Source organism: uncultured Mailhella sp. (assembly GCF_947631555.1).
Taxonomy (GTDB): Bacteria; Desulfobacterota; Desulfovibrionia; order Desulfovibrionales; family Desulfovibrionaceae; genus Mailhella.
Genome location: NZ_CANRLT010000153.1, coordinates 1 through 2,555 on the forward strand (window position 1 = coordinate 1; position 2,555 = coordinate 2,555).

The 2,555-nt window shown below is 55.4% G+C and carries 5 protein-coding genes; all 5 read right to left on the reverse strand.

The annotated features are described in order from the left end of the window. Positions 1 to 96: 96 nt before the first annotated feature. Genes Q0Z94_RS11765 through Q0Z94_RS11785 form a run of 5 tightly spaced genes read right to left on the reverse strand, consistent with a single transcriptional unit; the run spans position 97 to position 2,485 of the window. On the reverse strand, positions 97 to 399 hold the full coding sequence (locus tag Q0Z94_RS11765; protein WP_298069969.1) for a DUF551 domain-containing protein: 303 nt from the start codon (positions 397 to 399) through the stop codon (positions 97 to 99). After that, positions 392 to 907, reverse strand: coding sequence for an FAD-dependent thymidylate synthase (locus Q0Z94_RS11770; protein ID WP_298069971.1), 516 nt, complete (start codon positions 905 to 907; stop codon positions 392 to 394). Before Q0Z94_RS11770 ends, Q0Z94_RS11765 begins: the two co-directional genes overlap by 8 nt. Then, positions 900 to 1,265 (reverse strand): hypothetical protein, encoded by a 366-nt coding sequence (locus Q0Z94_RS11775; RefSeq protein ID WP_298069973.1) that lies wholly within the window; start codon positions 1,263 to 1,265, stop codon positions 900 to 902. The genes Q0Z94_RS11770 and Q0Z94_RS11775 overlap by 8 nt, the downstream gene beginning before the upstream one ends. Before the next feature lies 1 nt (position 1,266). Further along, on the reverse strand, positions 1,267 to 1,884 hold the full coding sequence (locus tag Q0Z94_RS11780) for a hypothetical protein (protein ID WP_298069976.1): 618 nt from the start codon (positions 1,882 to 1,884) through the stop codon (positions 1,267 to 1,269). Further along, on the reverse strand, positions 1,877 to 2,485 hold the full coding sequence (locus tag Q0Z94_RS11785) for a DUF3310 domain-containing protein (protein ID WP_298069978.1): 609 nt from the start codon (positions 2,483 to 2,485) through the stop codon (positions 1,877 to 1,879). Before Q0Z94_RS11785 ends, Q0Z94_RS11780 begins: the two co-directional genes overlap by 8 nt. Positions 2,486 to 2,555: the final 70 nt, after the last annotated feature.

Sequence of the window (2,555 nt, forward strand, 5' to 3'; positions counted from 1 at the left end):
AAATTCTCTAAGTTTCATCTGTTTTCTCCTAAAATACGTTTCTGTTCGGTATCGTGGGCGCGGGTGGGCATGAGCGCGCCTTCGTCGAGTTTAATTTTAATCTTCATCGTCTCCTTTCGGCGGTTCTGGCAGCGGCATCCAGTGGGTAATTCCTCTTTCACGCGCTTTGTTGATCACTGACCAGCCATATACAACAGAAATTGAAAGTTCGTCCATATTATCGCGGTACACAAACACACGTTCATTATCTCTTGGTAGTCTATCATTTACGCTGATCCACCCGTCCGGCATCAATGCCGTGCCTTCTGCAAACTGTTCGTCCTTCGCGTTGTGTATATCAGACTTGTTTACAACAAACGTGTGTCCCTCAAAAATGTATCCTTTGACGTATCTAAGCATGGCGGCACCTCCCGCAGCTTTTGAGTTCATGGCACACGCCTCCGTGATACTCGCACATCGGCACCAGTAGCCCATTGAACTCCGGACAGACCTCCAGCGCCTTGTCGCACATCTCGCGTACCACGGCGCGTGTCTCTGCCGCTGCGAGGCTGCATAGGCGCTTGTTGGCCACGGTCAACAGTTCCTCCGCGTTTAGGTCCCAGATCATCGCCACCGGCGCGTCCTGCGGGGCCTTGTTGCGGTCGTACTCGTTCTGCCGGTCGTTGCGCTGGCTCCTGACATAAGGCTGCGCGTGGACGTGACGGCAGAGGTGAACGCTCAGCCATGTTGGGACCTCCAGGTAGAAACTGAATTGCAGATACCGGATCGGGCTGTGCCGCGCCTCCAGGATCATGTGTTTCCACTCCGTCGTAGGTGGCGCGAACTCCGTCTTGCCTACCGTTACCAGCGCGCGGCGCTTGACCTCGTACCAGTCGGCGTCTGTGGGGTAACGTAGTAATTCAACCATTTTGTTCCTCCTTCTCTGGTGGGCTGCGGTAGGCAAGCCAAGACTTTCCATAGGAATCCCGGTCACCAAAAGCTCTTTCTGCGCCAGCAACAGCAATAAACCATGTTTGGCTCATCGTAACAACCCGAACAATCCCCCAACAGCAGAAATTATCCAGGAAAGATACAAACCACGCGGGTTCCCCGTCCATCTGTCGAAGCTCATCCAGCGTCAGCGGCTCGTTCTTCTCCGCCTCCCGCATGGCGCGGAACGCCTCCAGCGCCATCTTGTGATACTCCTCCGCCTCTCCGTCCCGCAGCGTACAGACGTGGCCCTGTGACCACGCGGACGCGATCCTGATTGCTCGTTTAAGCGTCATGCTATGCCTCCTCTACGCGTTCCTCCTCCGCCTGGATACAGCATCCGCATCTAACGCTTGGGAACAAGTAGTCATTCGCAGTTGCTTCCGGTCCACGCAGGCTTGTGAAAATATCGCCTACTGTCAGTTCCGGCTTTTCTCTCCATAGGTTCACGGTATTTTTCACCGGGTCCTTGCTCACCCACTTGGCTCCATACACCCGGCACCGCTCCAGCTCCGCCTCCGTCAGCCGCGGGGCGCGGATGATGCTCTCTGGGTGGTTGATGGCGTCAATCACATACTCGGGCCTGACGAGCCCGTTTTTGTGGTGCATCCATCCATCAGTATCGACCCAACAATCAACCGTCTCCGAAAACTTGGTCATCCTGAACCGCTCGCCCACTTCCACCCCCAGCACCTCGGCCAGCCTGGGCTTTCCGGGTTTGTCAGGGACATTTGTGTCCTCAGCAGCGGACGGGGCTTCCTGCTCCGTGTTTAGCGGCCACTCCGCCGCCTCTGCGCATCTGGCAAATACACAGGCGTTTTCTTTGGTATAACACGGGCATCCGGGACAATCGTCATTTTCTTTGCACCACGTTTGGACTTCTTCCAGCGTTATCTTGCCAAGCGGCTTATCCATTCCCGATCTCCTCCTTCAACCGATTGATGTACCAGATAGCCTTGTCCAGGTCCTCCACACCGCCCTTGCTCTTCCACCGCCAGAGGTACTTGATGGCGTTGGCGGTACAGAACGCCTGGATGCCCTCCAGCCCCACGGTGGCGGCCGCCAGGGCGTCGATACACTCCACGCCGCCCTGGTTGTAGTGGGCGGGGTGGTCCACGTTGGAGCCGACAGACGGAACCATCTCATCTGACATATCGTAATACTCTTGCGGGTCTCCGCTAATTGGCTTGTCCTGCTTCTCCATGTTGTCCTCCTTCTTCTCCCAGATTGAACATCCTTCCTCCGGGAAAACCGGCACATCAATCCCGATAGGCAAGCAGCAGACCGCATTGCCCTTGTAGTTCTTGCAGTTGTAACATGAACGGTCCTCGATAACCTCATACCCCATCAGGCGGGCGGCTTCTTCCGGGTGGTCTCTAACGAAGATTCTGCACGGCTCGTTGTATCCGTTGTGCTCAATGTCTAACGCACAGTCTAAACATTTCCTGTTTGAATAGCATTTCGTGGAGTCAATTTCATCAAACACTTTCCCCGTCTTCGGGCCCCTTAATTTCATCTCGTGCCTCCATCCTTTCCTCAAATCTCCGGTAGCACTCCGCGCATCCCACGGAGTTCACCAGGCTGCA

Coding starts and splice junctions, on each gene's coding strand:
- Q0Z94_RS11775 (WP_298069973.1), bottom strand. CDS start 1,265: ATGACGCTTAAACGAGCAATCAGGATCGCGTCCGCGTGGTCACAGGGC.
- Q0Z94_RS11770 (WP_298069971.1), bottom strand. CDS start 907: ATGGTTGAATTACTACGTTACCCCACAGACGCCGACTGGTACGAGGTC.
- Q0Z94_RS11780 (WP_298069976.1), bottom strand. CDS start 1,884: ATGGATAAGCCGCTTGGCAAGATAACGCTGGAAGAAGTCCAAACGTGG.
- Q0Z94_RS11765 (WP_298069969.1), bottom strand. CDS start 399: ATGCTTAGATACGTCAAAGGATACATTTTTGAGGGACACACGTTTGTT.
- Q0Z94_RS11785 (WP_298069978.1), bottom strand. CDS start 2,485: ATGAAATTAAGGGGCCCGAAGACGGGGAAAGTGTTTGATGAAATTGAC.